This window comes from Flavobacterium helocola, from assembly GCF_038289885.1.
Taxonomy (GTDB): Bacteria; Bacteroidota; Bacteroidia; order Flavobacteriales; family Flavobacteriaceae; genus Flavobacterium; species Flavobacterium cheniae.
In genome coordinates, this window is record NZ_JBBYHT010000001.1 from 313,363 (window position 1) to 330,805 (window position 17,443).

Here is a 17,443-nt window from a genome sequence, read left to right on the forward strand (position 1 = left end):
CCTATTTTAATTTAGGATTTTTGATTAGTTGTGATGCTTAATCTGATTCATTACTACTATACAGCTCATCTTTTTTACAATTATTTTTAATTTTCGTTGATTATCAAACTATTAAATATCAAAAAAGTGCTCATCACTAAATCTGAAACATTACCTTATCACCCTACTTTTTGTTTTGTGTTTCAATTAAGGATTCATAAAAAGGTGTTATTTCTAAGATAATTTTATCTCCATTTCTAAAAACTTGTATAGTTGAATCCCCTTTTATTTTACTAATAGAATCTCCAATCTGCATTTTTCCCCAAAAATAACCATTAAGCCCCTCTAATTTGTTCCCATTAGAAAAAACTAAAACTGTATTATTATGATTATCATGGTCAACTTCTTTTGTTTTAATTATTCCTGTAAAACTATTCTCTATCAAGCCTGAGTATCCTTTTTCTAAATAATATTTAGTATCTTTTTTAAATACTTGAAAATATAATAATAAAGCTATCCCAATAAAAGCGATAACCAGAAACCACAAACTGCCTTTTTCTTTCTTTTCCATATGTATAATTTAAAAACCCAAGTTCTAGAAGAAGTAATCATTCCGCCTGCGCTTACACCTTTGTATTGTAATTTAGGATGAATATCTTTAAGAGTAGCTCCATGATAATGGGCTGTCTGAGAACCCGCATTATAGCGATAAGCCCTTTCATTTGAATAAGGATTACCAAAGTCTTCAAACCCATCTCCACGAGTTCCGCCTCTTTCATAAGAAAGAGAAAATAGACTAACATTCCAAGAATTACCCATACCAGCATAATCGGTAATTGCAAACGTTTATCCAGCAGTAGGAGATATCACACCAGAGGTAATTCCAGCCCCACCTCCAAGACCTGCATTTCCAGCAAACGTAAAAAAAAACCCTCTATTACCATAATTATCATTCACAAATCCAAAACTTAAACTTAATCCTCCTCCAGCGGCACCACCAAATGAAAAACCTGAGAATGTACCTCCAGTGTTATTGGGATTCATTATAGTTGAACCTCTTGGTGTCACAAAGTTATTAGTCAAATCAACTTTATTTCCATTAATATCAGTCACTTGTATCCGATTAAGATTATACTTATAATCCCCATCCGCTTTTCCATTTGTCGTGCTAAACAAACTAAAATTCTCTCCCATATATTTCTTTCCAGAATCTGGAAAGTATTTATTCACATCGTCCTGACTATTTATTGTTTTGTCATAGGTATAAGTTTTACGACCGTCAGAACCAGTAGTTTCAATCCAACCATTAGCAGCTCGTACATCTGGGTAAATCATATTTACTGGATTATTCATACAGTAATTGTAAGGTGACATATTCGGAAATTTCTCCGCAAGCGGGTCAATGTTCATCCATCTACCAATTGCTGGGTCATAATTTCTTGCTCCGTAATCGTACATGTTAAGCCCCAACTCGTTTTGGTATTCTTTACCGTTGTACTTATACCTATACGCCTTTGTGAAACTTGACTAAACCACACAAAGCACCTTAACTTTATTATCAAATAAGAACGTTCCAACTTCATTTTCTGAACAACGAAAATAAGATTAATCTTATTGTTTTCCTAAATTTTGAGCATAAAAAAAGCCCTCAATTTTGAGAGCTTAAACAGATTGTTCTAAAATTGGGAAGTATATAAATCAAAAAAGCTCTGCATAAATGCAAAGCTTTCCATTGGTCTAACTACTAAACCTTTTGTTCGCCGTGGCGAACTAAACAACACAACTATTTTAAATATTTTAAGAGGGCAAAAAAGCCTTTCTTTTACGAAAGGCTTCCTCTTTACTGGCGGTCTGGACGGGACTCGAACCCGCGACCCCATGCGTGACAGGCATGTATTCTAACCAACTGAACTACCAAACCAGTGCTTGATTGCGAGTGCAAATATACTACCCTTTTTCATTCCTGCAAATATTTTTGCAAAAAAAATTAAACTTTTTTCAGTGTTTTCAGCCAAACTTTTGTTTTTCAACCAAATACGTTAGTAAAATTTTTTCAAAATTTTCACCCACAGAAACAGGTACATAACGAATTTGATACTGCATACACGTTGCTTCTATAGTTTTGAAATAATCTTGTACCACTTTTTGATACGATTCTTGCGTATTTTCAGCAAATAAATTAATCTCTTCTCCTGTTTCAACATCGATAAATTTTCTTGGTGTGTTGTCAAAACTGAAATTTAATTCGGTTTTTTTATCATAGACATGAAAAACTACCACTTTATGTTTGTTGTGTTTTAGATGTTGAAGTGCTTTGAAGATTTTGTCGTTATCTTCGTTTTGAAACATATCAGTAAACAAAATCACCATAGAACGACGGTGAATATTTTCGGCGATTTGATGTAAAAAAGTAACTGTATCTGTTTTTTTGGTTTGATTATTATTTTCCAAAATACCTTCCAGCTTGTTTAAAATCATACGATGATGACGATCACTTCCTTTTTCTGGCGAATAATATTCGTAAGTATCCGAATAAATACTTAATCCAACAGCATCGCGCTGCTTTTTAAGCAAATTCATCAAAACCGCAGAAGCTAGAACCGAAAATCTGATTTTATTCTCATAAAAAGGCTGATTATCCTTCAATTTAGGATAATGCATCGAAGACGAATTATCGATAATCAAATGGCAACGCAAATTGGTTTCTTCTTCGTAACGCTTGGTATATAATCTATCGGTTTTTGCGTATAATTTCCAATCGATATGTTTGGTGCTTTCTCCTGGATTATAGATTTTATGTTCAGCAAACTCTGCAGAAAATCCATGAAACGGCGATTTGTGCATCCCCGAAATAAAGCCTTCCACAATTTGGTTAGCCAAAAGTTCTAAATGCTCAAAACTGGAGATTTTTTCTATTTGCTGTTCTAAATTCATATTCCCAAAGATAGGAAAAGATTTTAAATTTCAGGCGAAAGGTTATGGGATAAGGGTGAAAGGTTATGGTTAAAAAAAAGGCTCAACTTTCGTTGAACCTTTTCCTTTTTCTTTTTCAAATATTATAGTAATGCGTCAATTGCATCAGTATAGGTTTTCTTAGGAGCTACACCCACTTGTCTTCCTACTACTTCTCCGTTTTGGAAAATTAATACTGTTGGGATGTTTCTAACACCGTATTTTGCAGCAAATTCTTGGTTTGCATCTACGTCCACTTTTCCTACTACTGCTTTTCCTTCGTACTCGCTGTGAATTTCGTCGATAACTGGCCCAACCATTCTACATGGTCCACACCAAGCTGCCCAAAAATCTACTACTACTGGTTTGTCTGATTTTAATACTACTTCGTCAAAAGTAGCATCTGTTATTGCTAATGCCATATTTATCTTTTTAGTTTTATACTTATTTGAATTGCAAATTTAGGAATTAATTACGAATGAAAGTGTGTTTTAAAATTACTTTTGATTATACTCTCATTTGAAGAATTTATACTTAATTCAATTTGAAATTTACTTGCATGCGTTCCAATTCTTGAAGCAACTCAGACGAAATCTTTACTTTCAATTTTCGGCTTGGCATAGAAAGTTTTGTTTTTACGATAATTTCTTCTTTTTCTGCTGGAACCTCTATTTCCATTTCCGTTATTTCACCCGACTCATCCACAATTTCCTCTTCCACATCTACTGGAGCAGCAACCGGAATATCTTCTACTACTTTTTTAATTCGTTCCAATTCCATTACTTCAAAAGTCACTGAATTATCACCTGTATTTGCAGCAAAAAGTTCGTTCAATTCAGTAACAAAATTGGAATGTAAATCTTTAATATCTAAATGAATAAATAGTTTTTTGGCAAACGTTGGCAACACATCCGCTAACATTTTTGCGTCTAAAAACTGAATTCGAGGATCTGATTTTTTACCGGTTTCACGATTTACCCAACCTTCTTTTACATTGATTTTAAAATACACAAACTGATTTTGCAACAAGAAATGACGGTACTTTAAATATTCTTCATCAAAAATTCGGAACTCGTAACTTTCATCATACCCTTCTAATACAAAGGTTGCCCAGCCTTTACCGTTTTTGGCGGTTCGATGTTGGACATTAGTTACAATTCCTCCAAAAGAAAGATTTTTACCCAAATGCTGCTCCAAATTTTTAAGCGATTCCAATTTAGCCGAGCAGAAATATTTCATTTCAAACTTATAATCATCTAACGGATGTCCAGAAATATAAATTCCAACGACTTCTTTTTCCTTGGCTAATTTTTCCATTGTGCTCCAATCTTCACAAGGAGGTACAATCGGTTCCGCAATTTGCACTTCTGAAGCATCGCCAAACAAACTTACTTGCGATGAATTTTCGTTTTCTTGGAATTTCGAACCATAACGAATCGCTTTTTCTAAAAATGTAATTCCGTCGCCGTCATGATGAAAATATTGAGCACGATGTGTTTCTGTAAAACCATCAAAACCACCTGCTAATGCTAAATTTTCGAATGCTTTTTTATTCGCAGCACGTAAATCAATTCGTTTGGCTAAATCGAAAATAGATTTATAATTTCCATCTTTTCTGTTCTCAACAATGGTTTGAACTGCTCCTGCTCCAACGCCTTTAACAGCACCAATTCCAAAACGAACTGCATAATTTTCGTTTACTGTAAATTTATAGAACGATTCATTCACATCTGGACCCAAAACGGCCAATCCCATACGTTTACATTCTTCCATAAAGAACGAAACTTGCTTGATATCGTTCATGTTATTAGAAAGTACCGCAGCCATGTATTCAGCAGGATAATGCGCTTTTAAATAAGCGGTTTGATAAGCAATCCAAGCATAACAAGTAGAGTGCGATTTATTAAACGCATAACTTGCAAACGCTTCCCAGTCTTTCCAAATTTTCTCTAAAATAACTGGATCGTGACCTTTTTCTGCCGCTTGATTGATAAATTGAGGTTTCATTTTGTTCAAAACGTCAATTTGTTTTTTACCCATTGCTTTACGCAAAACGTCGGCATCACCTTTTGAGAATCCCGCTAATTTTTGCGACAGAAGCATTACTTGCTCTTGGTAAACGGTAATTCCGTAAGTTTCAGCTAAGTATTCTTCACAGGCTTCTAAATCGTATTTGATTTCTTCTTCGCCGTTTTTTCTACGAACGAAAGAAGGAATATATTCCAATGGTCCCGGACGATATAATGCGTTCATGGCAATTAAATCGGCAAAAACAGTTGGCTTTAAGTCCTTCATATATTTTTGCATTCCAGGCGATTCGTATTGGAAAACCCCAACCGTTTCACCTCTTTGGAATAACTCATATGTTTTTTGGTCGTCAATTGGAAAATTATCAGGATCTAAATCGATTCCTAAACGATATTTTACCAATTTAACCGTGTCTTTGATTAAGGTTAGGGTTTTTAATCCCAAGAAGTCCATCTTTAACAAACCAGCACTTTCCGCTACCGAGTTGTCAAATTGCGTTACATATAAATCAGAATCTTTAGCCGTAGTAACGGGAACGAAATTCGTAATATCACTTGGTGTGATGATAACTCCACAAGCGTGAATTCCAGTGTTTCGCATGGAACCTTCTAACACTTTTGCTTGCTGAATGGTTTCTCCTGCTAAATCTTCTGAGTTGGCAATTGCGATTAATTCTTTGACTTTATCAAATTCTTCCGAACGCAATGCTTTTTTAACTTCGCTTTCGTCTTCGGCTAGAAATCGAGCTAAATTCCATTTGGAAGGCATCATACCTGGAATTAATTTAGCAATTCTATCCGCTTCAAAAAGTGGCAAATCTAATACACGAGCGGTATCTCGAATCGCAGACTTTGTAGCCATCTTACCATAGGTAATAATTTGCGCCACCTGATTAGAACCATATTTATTGATTACATAATCCATGACACGACCACGACCTTCATCATCGAAGTCGATATCAATATCGGGCATGGAAACACGGTCGGGATTTAAGAAACGCTCAAAAAGCAAATCGTACTTAATTGGGTCGATATTTGTAATTCCTAAACAATATGCTACAGCAGAACCCGCCGCAGAACCACGACCAGGACCAACGGAAACATCCATTTTTCGGGCTTCTGCAATGAAATCTTGTACAATTAAGAAATAACCTGGATAACCTGAATTGGAAATCGTGAGCAATTCGAAATCCAAACGTTCTTTGATGTCATCGGTTAATTCTGGATAGCGTTTTTCGGCTCCTTTGTAAGTTAAATGTCTTAAATAATTATTTTCGCCACGCACGCCACCGTCTTCGGCATCTTCAGGAACTTCAAATTCATCAGGAATTTTAAATTTTGGAAGTAATACATCTCTGTATAGAGAATAAGCTTCCACTTTATCTATAATTTCCTGAATATTAATAATTGCTTCGGGTAAATCCGCAAAAAGTTGCTTCATTTCGTCACCCGATTTGAAATAATATTCTTGATTTGGCATCCCATAACGATAACCACGTCCGCGACCAATTGGTGTTGCTTGTTTTTCACCATCTTTTACACACAATAAAATATCGTGCGCATTAGCATCTTCTTTATTAACGTAATAGGTATTATTGGTCGCAACCAACTTCACATTGTGCTTTTTCGCGAAAGTAATTAATGTTTGATTAACGCGATTTTCGTCTTCTTGTTTGTGACGCATTAATTCCAGATAGAAATCAGCACCAAATTGCTCTTTCCACCAAATTAAAGCTTCTTCCGCTTGACTTTCGCCTACATTTAGAATTTTACTCGGAATTTCTCCGTATAAATTTCCCGATAAAACAATGATGTCTTCTTTGTATTGTTCGACAACTTTTCTGTCGATACGAGGTACGTAATAGAAACCATCTGTATATGCAATAGAAGACATTTTGGCTAAATTGTGATAGCCTTTTTTATTTTTTGCCAATAAGACTACTTGATATCCGTTGTCTTTTTTGGTCTTATCTTTATGATCATCACAGATATTGAATTCGCAACCTACGATAGGTTTGATTTCGGATTCTGTTGGTTCTTCTCCTGCTTCAATTGCGGCTTCAATTTTTGCTTTTGCTGCTTTGTTGTGATTCATTACAGCACTTACAAAATGGAAAGCTCCCATCATGTTTCCAGTATCGGTCATAGCAACCGCTGGCATTTTAAATTTTGCCGAAGCTTTTACCAAATCATTAATAGCAATAGTAGATTGTAAAACTGAAAACTGCGTATGATTGTGTAAATGTGCAAAAGCAGCATCTTTTAAATCTGATTTTACTTCGTCTGAAATTGTGGTTTGAACTTCCTCTTGTTCGATTTTTTTCAAACGCGCTCTAATTTCGTCAGAGGCTTGTTTCAGATTGATATGCTTTAATCCGATTAATTGGATTTCACCCAGATTTTTCTCTCGGAAACTTCTAAAATATTCAGGTGTTACATCTAATTCTTCTTTAGTAAAAACTTCTCTTTTGATTAATTCTAAAAAACAACGAGTTGTTGCTTCCACATCGGCAGTAGCATTATGCGCTTCTGCGAAAGGTTGATTGAAAAGATATTGATGTAATTCGGTTAATGTTGGTAATTTGAACCTTCCGCCACGACCACCTGGTAATTTTAATAAGTTGGCAGTGATTTCGGTACACGTATCTAAAACAGGCATTTTAGACATATCGGAACCAATATTCATACGATGGAATTCACACCCCATGATATTGACATCGAACCCAACATTTTGCCCTACAATGAATTTAGTTTTAGAAAGTGCAATATTGAATTTCTCCAAAACTTCAGATAGAAGAATTCCTTGCTCCATTGCTAATTCAGTAGAGATTCCGTGAATTCTTTCAGCATCATATGGAATATTAAAACCTTCGGGCTTTACCAAATAGTCTTGGTGCTCGATAAGATTTCCCATTTCATCATGTAACTGCCATGCAATTTGTATACAACGAGGCCAGTTATCGGTATCGGTAATGGGAGCCGACCAACTGCGAGGTAACCCTGTGGTTTCTGTATCGAAAATTAAGTACATCTATCTGATAATTAAGCTAAAGACAAAATGCAAAAGCTGATTTTGAATAAAAACAAAAATACATTTTAAGTTACTGAATGCCAATTTAAGTTATCAACAAAAAAAAAACCACCTGAATTGCTCCAGATGGTTTTAATATTTTTAAATTATTTTTTAGAATGTTGAAAGTGGAATCTTGTAAAATACACCTTCAGAAAAAGTAATCACTTGACCTTCTTCATTAACTGCATTAAACTTGTATTTTCCTGTAAACAATCCGTTTTCAACTTCTTCAATTTCGATTTCTCCATTACTTTGTTGAATATTGATAACTCTAAAAGTTGCGTTATTATTTCCTCCAACAATAGTAACAATGTCGCCAGGTCTATATCCAACCCCTCTAGCTACTACAGTAATTTCAGTAACAGTACCATTTGTAGTTTTAGTAGCTACTCTTAATCCAGAGCCAGAACCTCCAGTTGTTAGAGCACCAGCTGAATTAGCTTGATAAGCCGTTCCTCTATTAATCATTGCAGAAACTTTAAATGCTGGTCCAGAATACAAACCAGTATCATAATAATCTGAAAATCCATCAACATCATTAGAGTAAGTTGCGAAATTTTCTTGATTAGTTGTACCTAAAACATAAATTCCAGGATCAGTACTTGCAGTTTCTAATGTAACTGTTTCAAATTGACTGTAAGCTGTAATTACCATTTTACCATCCTCATCAATACTAACTCTTGCATCATTTGCTCTCCAGTAAACATCATTTTGTTTGGCTTGAAAAGCTGGATTATTAGTTTGAAGATCCTCTTGACACGAAGAAAATGCAACAACAAGCGCAAGTAAAGAAACTATTTTTTTCATCTTAAATTAAGTTCGTTATAATATGTAGGTAACAAAAATAACTTTTTTATTGAAATAAACACATTTTCAACGAAAAAATATTTTACACTAACTTACACATTTGTATTGCAAAGTTTTATATATTTGCACCCTTAAATAACCGAGGTCGAGAACCTCAAATTAATCACAAGATTATGTCAGTAAAAATTAGATTACAAAGACACGGAAAAAAAGGGAAACCTTTTTATTGGGTTGTTGCAGCAGATGCAAGATCAAAAAGAGATGGTAAATTCTTAGAAAAAATCGGAACTTACAATCCAAACACTAACCCAGCTACTATCGATTTAAACATCGAAAAAGCAGCTACATGGTTATTCAATGGTGCTCAGCCAACTGACACTGCAAGAGCAATTTTATCTTACACAGGTGCTTTATTAAAACACCACTTAGATGGAGGAGTTCGTAAAGGTGCTTTAACTCAAGAACAAGCTGATGCTAAATTAGCTGCTTGGTTAGACGAGAAAGCTGGTAAAGTTGATGCAAAAAAATCTGGTTTATCTAAAGCAGAGGCTGATGCAAAAGCAAAAGCATTTAAAGCTGAACAAGAAGCAAACGCAAAACGTATTGCTGCTCAAGCTGAAGCTGCGAAAGTAGAAGAAGTAGCTGAAGAAGCTGCAGCAGAAGTAACTGAAGAAGTAGTAGAAGCTGCTGCTGAAGAAACTCCAGCTGTTGAAGAAAACAACGAAGAAACTCAAGCATAATTTTATAGCGATTCCATGCGTAAAGAAGATTGTTTCTATTTAGGTAAAATCGCAAAAAAATTTAGTTTCAAAGGGGAAGTATTGGCGTATTTAGACACCGACGAACCCGAATTGTATCAAAATTTGGAATCAGTTTTTGTTGAAATCAACAAAAGTCTGGTTCCATTTTTTATTGAAAGTAGTTCGCTTCATAAAGAAAAATTTCTGCGTGTTCGTTTTGAAGACATTCAAACCGAAGAAGAAGCAGACGAAATTATGGAAAGCGAAATTTATCTTCCACTTTCTATGTTACCAAAATTAGAAGGCACTCAATTTTATTACCACGAAGTAATTGGATTTGATGTTATTGACCTAATGAGAGGAAATATTGGTAAAATTGTTGCTATTAATGATAGTGGTGCTCAACCACTTTTTGAAATTGATAAAAACGGAACTGAAATTTTAATTCCGCTTATTGATGATTTCATCATTGCACTTGACAGAGCAAACAAAACCATTACTTTAGAAACTCCTGAAGGTTTGGTTGACCTTTATCTTGGATAATTCCAATGACTTTTAAATTCAAACAATTTTCGGTTAATCAAGATCGTTGTGCTATGAAAATTGGCACGGATGGTGTTTTACTTGGTGCTTGGACTCCACTTATCAATAATCCTTACAATGTGTTAGATATTGGCGCTGGAACTGGAATTTTATCTTTAATGCTAGCCCAAAGAAGCAACGCCGAACAAATTGACGCGATTGAAATTGACGAAGACGCTTACGAACAATGTGTTGAAAATTTTGAGGCTTCGCCTTGGGGTGACAAATTATTTTGTTTTCATGCGGGTTTGGATGAGTTTGTGGACGAACCTGAAGATGAATACGATTTAATTATTTCTAATCCACCTTTTTACACCGATGATTATAAATCAGATAACACTTCGAGAGATTTAGCGCGTTTTGAAGATGCTTTGCCTTTTGAAGAATTAATTGAAGCAGCTGCCTTATTACTTTCGGATAATGGTATTTTTTCTGTGATTATTCCTTATAAAGAAGAAGAGCGATTTGTTGCTATGTGTGAAGAATTGGATTTATTTCCACTAAAAATTACTCGTGTGAAAGGCACACCAACATCGGAAATTAAAAGAAGTTTATTGGCTTTTTGTCGAATGGAACAAAATCCTCAAATTGATGAGTTAGTTATTGAAATTTCCAGACATAATTATACTCCTGAATACATCGAATTAACGAAAGAGTTCTATTTGAAGATGTAGCCCTAGCCCAGATGGTAGTGGCATCCTTTTTGTTTTTCAAGCATTTCTTTTATAATGAAATAACGATTTGTTTTTAGAATTCGATAAAACAAAAAGATAGAGCGGACAGCTGGAAAAAGCTTCTTGTAAAATTATAACACTTGTTCATTGATTTGTTAAAAATCTTTACTTACTTTTGTGACTTTCAAATCAAAAACTATGAGACCAGACTTATTTCAATCTCCAGATTATTATTTATTAGACGAATTATTATCTGACGAACATAAAATGGTGCGTGATGCTGCACGTGCTTGGGTAAAAAAAGAAGTATCTCCAATTATTGAAGAATACGCGCAAAGAGCAGAATTTCCACATCAAATCGTAAAAGGTTTAGGAGAAATTGGTGGATTTGGTCCGTATATTCCAGTGGAATATGGTGGTGCTGGATTAGACCAAATTTCTTATGGGTTAATCATGCAGGAAATTGAAAGAGGAGATTCGGGTGTACGTTCGACTTCATCTGTTCAGTCTTCATTGGTAATGTATCCAATTTGGAAATACGGAAACGAAGAACAAAGAATGAAATATTTACCAAAATTAGCCACTGGTGAAATGATTGGTTGTTTTGGTTTAACAGAGCCTGATTACGGTTCAAATCCAGGTGGAATGGTAACTAATTTTAAAGATATGGGCGATCATTATCTTTTAAATGGTGCTAAAATGTGGATTTCGAATGCACCTTTTGCTGACATTGCAGTAGTTTGGGCTAAAAACGAAGAAGGAAGAATTCACGGATTAATCGTGGAAAGAGGAATGGAAGGTTTCTCAACTCCTGAAACACACAATAAATGGTCATTAAGAGCTTCAGCTACTGGAGAGCTTATTTTTGACAACGTAAAAGTTCCAAAAGAAAACTTATTACCAAACAAATCTGGATTAGGAGCACCACTAGGATGTTTAGATTCAGCACGTTATGGTATTGCTTGGGGAGCGATTGGAGCAGCAATGGATTGTTATGATACGGCTTTACGTTATTCAAAAGAACGTATTCAGTTTGACAAACCAATTGGAGCTACGCAATTACAACAAAAGAAATTAGCTGAAATGATTACTGAAATCACGAAAGCGCAATTATTAACTTGGAGATTGGGTGTTTTAAGAAACGAAGGAAAAGCTACTACAGCTCAAATTTCGATGGCAAAAAGAAACAATGTTGACATGGCTTTAACAATTGCTCGCGATGCACGTCAAATGTTAGGCGGGATGGGAATTACAGGTGAATATTCTATCATGAGACACATGATGAATTTAGAATCTGTAGTGACTTATGAAGGAACGCATGACATTCACTTGTTAATTACAGGTATGGATGTTACAGGTTTCCCAGCATTCAAGTAATTAAACAATAGATAAAATTGATACAAAATGCTTCTCTTTTTAGGGAAGCATTTTTACATTTGTAGCGTACGGATTCAAAACCAAAAGAAGTTAGAATTTCGTATATAGAAATAAAAAATGCCCTATGAATATTCAAACCATAAACCAATCGATTCAAAATCAAAAAGAACAATTATTAAATCATTCGTTATACAATAAAGTAAAAACGATTGACGATTTACATTGTTTCTTAGAAAACCACATTTATGCGGTGTGGGATTTTATGTCGTTATTAAAAGCATTGCAAAACAAATTGACTTGCACTACTACTCCTTGGTTACCAATTGGAAATCCAGAAATTCGTTATTTAATTAACGAGATAGTTGTAGCAGAAGAAACCGATTTAACATTGGACGGAACTCGTCAAAGTCATTTTGAAATGTATTTAGATGCGATGACACAATGTGGTGCTTCAACTACTCAAATTAATGCGTTTTTGAAGAATGTGGAAGAAACAAAAAACATTTTTGTATCGATAAAACAAAGTGATTTACATCCGAATGTGAAGGCATTTTTAGATTTCACTTTTAGAGTAATTGAACAAGGAAAACCACACGAAATTGCGGCTGCTTTTACTTTTGGAAGAGAAGATTTGATTCCGAATATGTTTACCGAAATATTGAAAAACTTTCAGCAAAACTTTCCTGAAACGGATTTATCAAAACTAATTTATTATTTCGAAAGACATATTGAATTAGACGCTGACGAACACGGTCCAATGGCAATGCAAATGATTGCTGAACTTTGTGGCGATTCAGAACTAAAATGGAAAGAAGTAGAAGAAGTTTCGGTTTTAGCTTTGGAAAAAAGAATCGGACTTTGGAATGCTATTGAGGAGCAAGTGGAACATAAGCATGAATTAGTATAATTTTATTTATTGTTCTTCCAAATAAAACCGTCTAATAGATAGTGTGTAAATTGTGGAACTGTAAGCAATGGAACCAAAATAAATTGCCATTTGAAAGTATTAATTCCAATGTTAAAATTTTCGTTCCAAACAAAAATTTCCCACAAATATTCTTCGGTGAAAGCTATTCCAATTAGGATTAAAACAAAGAAAATGACTCCTTTGCTGTTTTTAAAATGAAATAATTCGCCTATTTCTTCTTTGGGTTTTGAATCGATTTCTTTTAAATATATTAATGCCATGTAAGGGATTCCGTGAGAAACCACATTTAAAAGTGTAAAAACCAAATCGTTATTAAAATATACTATTCCAAAAAACCATGATGATAATGTTCCAATAATTATCAGGTTTTTTGGAATGTTAAAATAGCTGGTTTTCAAATAAATATAAAGTGTTCGACATAAGTAATATGCCACAACAAGAACATAAATTACAGTTGAAACTTGAATTAAAAACTGGCTTTCGTATCTTAAAAACTCTTTTTCTACAAACCAATTAAATGCTCTTGGCGAAGAAAAAAACCAATACAACATTGGATAAATGGTTACTGTGTAGATTATTAATGCATCTGAATATCGATTAATTTTTGATTTTTCTTCCTTTCTTGCATATAACCTAACAAACCCATATTGCTGTCTAATAAAATGGAAAACAGCCACATAAGCTAAAACAGACCAGAAAACAGAACTCCCAAAACCAAATAAAAACAAACCTATTAGAAAACAAATTATTGGCAATCCAATGTACAGTTTTTTTCTCCTTTGAAATTCCGATCTTACAAAGTAAGTTTTGAAAAGAGTCGCATAAACGTGCGCCACATCAATAAAAACAATCAAAAATAACCAAGTGTAAAAGGAGTAATCTTCTTGAATTTGCGATAACCAATTCTGAAAAACAAATACAATTCCCAAAACAAAAAATGCTGGAAAAAGTATCAACCAAAAATCGGTTTTTGATTTATGAATCCAAGGTTGTTCCATCTACAATTTTATTAACTACATTAATTCCTTGATGAAAAGCTTCTTCAAAAATAGAGATTCCAGCTAAATCGCTGTGTGCGAAAAAGATTTTATTTTCTATATTTTTTGAAGCTTCTTTGAGCGATTTACTTTTTAGAAAATTAGGAACAGGACTTATCATTCCGTGACCAATTCTGTGAATTTCAATCGCACTTATATATTGATCAATATCTGGATGTGCTATTTTTAAATCAGACAATACTAACTCTTTCCAATGTTCAATTGGTTTTTTTAGCAACTCTTTTCTGTCTTTCTTTATATCATTTGAACTAAAGCTGTAATAATACGTAATGACTTTTTTATCTATAATTTGCTCCAAGTTTTGATGTTGATTATAAACGTATCCAAGACCATTTGCTTTGTAAATTACATTATCCCAAGACAGAGGAAAACTACCGTTATCTGGAATGTCGGTTAATGTGATGGAAGCCGTAAACCAAGGAGCATAATGAAAATTATTTGCCGTATTTTTTCTTTCCGAAACCAAATACTTTGTGATATATTGTGGTGTGGCAAGAATTACTTTTTCGGCTAAAATAGTTATTGATTCATTAGATTTAGCATTAAAAACCAACACTTTAACGCCATCTGAATTAAGTTGGATATCATATACTAAATGATTCGTCAGCACTTTATTTTCAACAGCTGATTTTAAATGTTTTACCAATCTACCATTTCCTTCTGGCCAGGTAAAAACCGTATCGTCATATTTGTTGTTCTCGTGTTTCCTTGCAGCAAAATAATGAATCCCAGCCCAAGCCGAAACAAATTCAATTCCTAATCCAAAATCATCTTTACAGCAATAATCTACATATTCTAAAATTTCTTCAGCAGTGAAATTATTGTCTAACAACCATTCCTTCATGGTTATTTCATCCAATGAATTTAAAGATTCATCTGATGAACAGAATGATTTTGGAATATCAAAAAAGTACTTTCCATCTTTACCTTTATTCTCTCGAAATTCAGTCATTTTTTGAAGAAATAAGTCCATTTGATTGTCAGCTTCTTTAGAATTTCCATATCTCGGAATTAAATCCGTCTGCCAAGAATTACGAATAAACAAACGTTCGTTTGGATCAAAACACAATTGCGTTTCATCAAAAACAGGTAAATTATCTTTGTAATCTACTATGATTTTTGATTCTTCTAAAAAGTTTAAAAGTTCTTTATCTCTTACATTAGGTAAAGGCAAATAATGTGCTGCTAAAGGAAATTTAGAATACTGATTTTCACCATTTGCAGAATTTCCGCCTAATTTATTTTCTAATTCTAAAACTAAAAAATCTTCAATTCCTTTTCTTTTGAATTGTCGCGCTGCAGAAAGTCCGGAAATTCCACCACCGACAATTAAATATGGTATTTTAATTTCATTAGTTGGTTTTGGAAAGTTCTTTAACCACAAACGATGTCCTAAAATATGATTAGTTCCAGTAAGTTTTAATGCAATTTCAATTAGTTTGTCTTTACAAGAAACCAACAAACTGGGTACGGCAGCTATAATAGATAAAGCGGCTATTTTTTTTATGAAAGTTCTTCGTGAATTATAGTTTTCCCCACTCTTCATCAAAATAGCGTACTAAAATTTGGTTGTCTAATCGATTTACTTCAACATTACTTGCCTTCATATCACTAGTAAATTGATTAAGCGAATTGTATTTATAATTGTAAAATCGAAGATTTTCAACTTTTCTATTTACTATATTAAAATCATAACTCGGATTGTTTGAAGTTATGGTAAAACCCCATTCACCAAAAGATGGTACATAAACATGATAAGCATCAGTATTAGAAAAAGAAGTTTTTACGGTTTTATTGATACACCAAAATGATTTAGGCGCAAAATAAGGCGAAGTTGTTTGAATAACCACAACTGCATTTGGCGCTAAAATTTTAGAAAGCGATTGATAAAAATTAACCGAATATAATTTCCCTAAACTATAATTGGAAGGATCAGGAAAATCTATGATGACCACATTATATTTTTTTTGAGCTTCTTTTACCCAAAGAAATGCATCTTGGTTAAAAACACTTAGTTTCTTATTTTCGAAGGAGTTATTATTCAAACTTTTCAGTACTGGATTTGTTGTAAATAACTTCGTCATTCCTCCATCTAAATCTACTAATGTAATTTTTTTTACGGCATCGTACTTTAAAATTTCTCTAACTGCTAAACCATCACCTCCACCAAGAACTAAAACTTCATCCACTGAATTTGCGCTTGACATAGCTGGATGTACCAGTGCTTCATGATAACGATATTCATCGGCTGAGCTGAATTGTAAATTGTTATTCAAATACAATTTATAATCATTTTTTAAATGCGTCAACACGATTCGTTGATAAGAAGTAGTTTTTGTAAAAACGATATTTTCACCATATAATTTCTCTTCCGAAAAAGAGAGAATTTTTTCGGAAAAAATAAAAAAACCAACTAAAATTAGAAAAGAGATTATCGCTTTAGCTTTCAAAAAATACACTTTCTTGATTTCTTTTTCTAATATAAAACAAAGTGCAATAGCAACACTTAGATTAATCATTCCAAAAAACAAGGAAGTTCTAATAATTCCTAATTGCGGAATAAAAACCAAAGGAAATAACACTGAAGCAAGCAAAGCACCAATGTAATCAAAGGTAAAAACATTTGAAACTAGGTCACTAAACTTAACCTTGTCTTTTAGAATATTCATTAAAAGCGGAATTTCTAATCCGACTAAACAACCTGTAATGAAGACTAAAAAATAAAGGATGAACTGAAAATAGGCTACATTTTCAAAAAGCAAGAATAATATAACCGAACTTAATCCGCCAATAATTCCAACTACAATTTCAATTTCTATAAACGTATTGAGTTGATTTCTTTTGATAAATTTTGCAAAATAAGACCCTATTCCCATAGAAAATAAGTATACTCCTATGATGAATGAAAATTGCTTTACAGAATCTCCCAAAAGATAACTCGCTAACGTTCCCGCGACTAATTCATAGATTAAGCCACAAGTTGCGATAACAAAAACTGCAAATAATAATAGGTATTCAAACCTAAAAAATTTACCCATGAATTGCTGCGCTAATAATAAGAGAAATTCCGATAATTAATGCTGCAAAAACAATAGCTAATGCTGTGTTTTTATTTTGAACAATTTCTTTCCAAGTATTTTCAGGCGTTATTTTTTCAATTATATAATAACTTATAATTAAAACTACAACCCCAATCACTGAAAAAATTAACGCATTTACTATGCCTTTTAATGCAATATATTCCAT

At 33.5% G+C, this 17,443-nt stretch carries 15 protein-coding genes, 1 tRNA gene and 1 pseudogene; 5 read left to right on the forward strand and 12 right to left on the reverse strand.

Annotated features, from left to right (window positions below; all coding sequences use genetic code 11):
* Positions 1-163: 163 nt before the first annotated feature.
* The 8 genes and pseudogenes from AAEO58_RS01455 to AAEO58_RS01490 all read right to left on the reverse strand — a co-directional run bounded on the left by AAEO58_RS01455 (position 164) and on the right by AAEO58_RS01490 (position 8,838).
* Complete coding sequence (locus AAEO58_RS01455; protein ID WP_341681329.1) at positions 164-550, reverse strand: hypothetical protein; 387 nt, start codon at positions 548-550, stop codon at positions 164-166.
* Positions 493-798 (reverse strand): hypothetical protein, encoded by a 306-nt coding sequence (locus tag AAEO58_RS01460; protein WP_341681330.1) that lies wholly within the window; start codon positions 796-798, stop codon positions 493-495. The genes AAEO58_RS01455 and AAEO58_RS01460 overlap by 58 nt, the downstream gene beginning before the upstream one ends.
* 27 nt (positions 799-825) lie before the next feature.
* A pseudogene (locus AAEO58_RS13430) lies at positions 826-1,476 on the reverse strand (RHS repeat-associated core domain-containing protein); the annotation flags it as partial.
* Between the two features lie 347 nt (positions 1,477-1,823).
* Positions 1,824-1,900 (reverse strand) — tRNA-Asp (locus AAEO58_RS01470).
* A gap of 86 nt (positions 1,901-1,986) precedes the next feature.
* A complete protein-coding gene (locus tag AAEO58_RS01475; RefSeq protein WP_341681331.1) occupies positions 1,987-2,913 on the reverse strand; it encodes a DUF58 domain-containing protein in 927 nt (308 codons plus the stop codon).
* 122 nt (positions 2,914-3,035) lie between these two features.
* Positions 3,036-3,392, reverse strand: coding sequence for a thioredoxin (trxA, locus tag AAEO58_RS01480; RefSeq protein ID WP_262709737.1), 357 nt, complete (start codon positions 3,390-3,392; stop codon positions 3,036-3,038).
* A gap of 73 nt (positions 3,393-3,465) precedes the next feature.
* A complete protein-coding gene (gene dnaE / locus AAEO58_RS01485; RefSeq protein ID WP_341681332.1) occupies positions 3,466-7,989 on the reverse strand; it encodes a DNA polymerase III subunit alpha in 4,524 nt (1,507 codons plus the stop codon).
* Positions 7,990-8,142: 153 nt separating this feature from the next.
* Positions 8,143-8,838: a DUF6252 domain-containing protein gene (locus AAEO58_RS01490; protein WP_341681333.1), complete on the reverse strand. Its 696-nt coding sequence runs from the start codon at positions 8,836-8,838 to the stop codon at positions 8,143-8,145.
* A 173-nt stretch (positions 8,839-9,011) separates the two neighbouring features.
* On the opposite strand from AAEO58_RS01490, the gene AAEO58_RS01495 reads away from it, so the two are divergent.
* From AAEO58_RS01495 to AAEO58_RS01515, 5 genes are all read left to right on the forward strand, one after another.
* Complete coding sequence (locus tag AAEO58_RS01495) at positions 9,012-9,578, forward strand: 30S ribosomal protein S16 (RefSeq protein WP_341681335.1); 567 nt, start codon at positions 9,012-9,014, stop codon at positions 9,576-9,578.
* Between the two features lie 15 nt (positions 9,579-9,593).
* Positions 9,594-10,121 carry a ribosome maturation factor RimM gene (gene rimM, locus AAEO58_RS01500; RefSeq protein WP_341681337.1) on the forward strand — a complete coding sequence of 176 codons (528 nt, stop codon included), beginning with the start codon at positions 9,594-9,596 and terminating at the stop codon, positions 10,119-10,121.
* A gap of 5 nt (positions 10,122-10,126) precedes the next feature.
* Complete coding sequence (locus AAEO58_RS01505) at positions 10,127-10,834, forward strand: tRNA1(Val) (adenine(37)-N6)-methyltransferase (protein ID WP_341681339.1); 708 nt, start codon at positions 10,127-10,129, stop codon at positions 10,832-10,834.
* 198 nt (positions 10,835-11,032) lie between these two features.
* The gene (locus AAEO58_RS01510; RefSeq protein WP_341681341.1) at positions 11,033-12,211 is read left to right on the forward strand and encodes an acyl-CoA dehydrogenase family protein; all 1,179 of its coding nucleotides are present in this window, start codon (positions 11,033-11,035) and stop codon (positions 12,209-12,211) included.
* Between the two features lie 124 nt (positions 12,212-12,335).
* Positions 12,336-13,118 carry a DUF3050 domain-containing protein gene (locus tag AAEO58_RS01515; RefSeq protein WP_341681343.1) on the forward strand — a complete coding sequence of 261 codons (783 nt, stop codon included), beginning with the start codon at positions 12,336-12,338 and terminating at the stop codon, positions 13,116-13,118.
* A 2-nt stretch (positions 13,119-13,120) separates the two neighbouring features.
* Here AAEO58_RS01515 and AAEO58_RS01520 read toward each other — a convergent pair whose 3' ends face one another.
* From AAEO58_RS01520 to AAEO58_RS01535, 4 genes are read right to left on the reverse strand one after another with little or no spacing between them, the layout of a single operon-like run.
* On the reverse strand, positions 13,121-14,137 hold the full coding sequence (locus AAEO58_RS01520; RefSeq protein WP_341681345.1) for a hypothetical protein: 1,017 nt from the start codon (positions 14,135-14,137) through the stop codon (positions 13,121-13,123).
* Entirely contained in the window at positions 14,115-15,743 is a 1,629-nt protein-coding gene (locus tag AAEO58_RS01525; RefSeq protein WP_341681348.1) for an FAD-dependent oxidoreductase, read from the reverse strand. The genes AAEO58_RS01520 and AAEO58_RS01525 overlap by 23 nt, the downstream gene beginning before the upstream one ends.
* Positions 15,721-17,235, reverse strand: coding sequence for a polyamine aminopropyltransferase (locus AAEO58_RS01530; RefSeq protein WP_341681350.1), 1,515 nt, complete (start codon positions 17,233-17,235; stop codon positions 15,721-15,723). Before AAEO58_RS01530 ends, AAEO58_RS01525 begins: the two co-directional genes overlap by 23 nt.
* Entirely contained in the window at positions 17,228-17,443 is a 216-nt protein-coding gene (locus AAEO58_RS01535) for a DUF350 domain-containing protein (RefSeq protein ID WP_133608561.1), read from the reverse strand. The genes AAEO58_RS01530 and AAEO58_RS01535 overlap by 8 nt, the downstream gene beginning before the upstream one ends.